This window comes from Streptomyces sp. P9(2023), assembly GCF_032436795.1.
Classification (GTDB): domain Bacteria; phylum Actinomycetota; class Actinomycetes; order Streptomycetales; family Streptomycetaceae; genus Streptomyces.
In genome coordinates, this window is record NZ_JAUPWM010000155.1 from 1 (window position 1) to 462 (window position 462).

Consider the following 462-nt stretch of genomic DNA (forward strand, 5'->3'; position numbering starts at 1 on the left):
CTGAGAGGAACTGGATCATGGCTACTCGACCCAAAACAACCCGCATCGCGGATGACCAGACGCAAAACAAGCCGCAGACCACCGCAGCAGGCGACGCGCCCGCCGACACGTTCGACCCGGCGGAGCGTGCCAGCTCAGCGCCGGCCGACAAGGCCGCTGCTGCGGCTGCTGGTCACATGACGGTGAATGCGATCAAGCCGGTTGCCTCTATCCCGACACCTGCTGGCGGCAACCGGTCGGAAACGTATTCAGCGTTCGATCAGACCGGCAAGGAGTTCACCGTCACCCACAACTATGACACGGGCGCGACGAGCGCCGTACCGAAGGGGTGACTCAATGAGTGAGGGGGTGGCGAGGCGCTACTCGCAGAGCGATCTGGAGGCGAATTTGGGCCGCCCCCTCACCGATGCCGAAGCGCGTCAGGCCGAGCTGTGGACTGAGTGGGCTGAGGCGACCATCGCG

1 protein-coding gene is annotated in these 462 nt (G+C 64.7%); it reads left to right on the plus strand.

What is annotated here, in order from left to right:
• The coding region (locus tag Q5762_RS37135; protein WP_315896722.1) for a hypothetical protein at positions 1-332 on the plus strand (332 nt) is incomplete at its 5' end.
• Positions 333-462 lie beyond the last annotated feature (130 nt).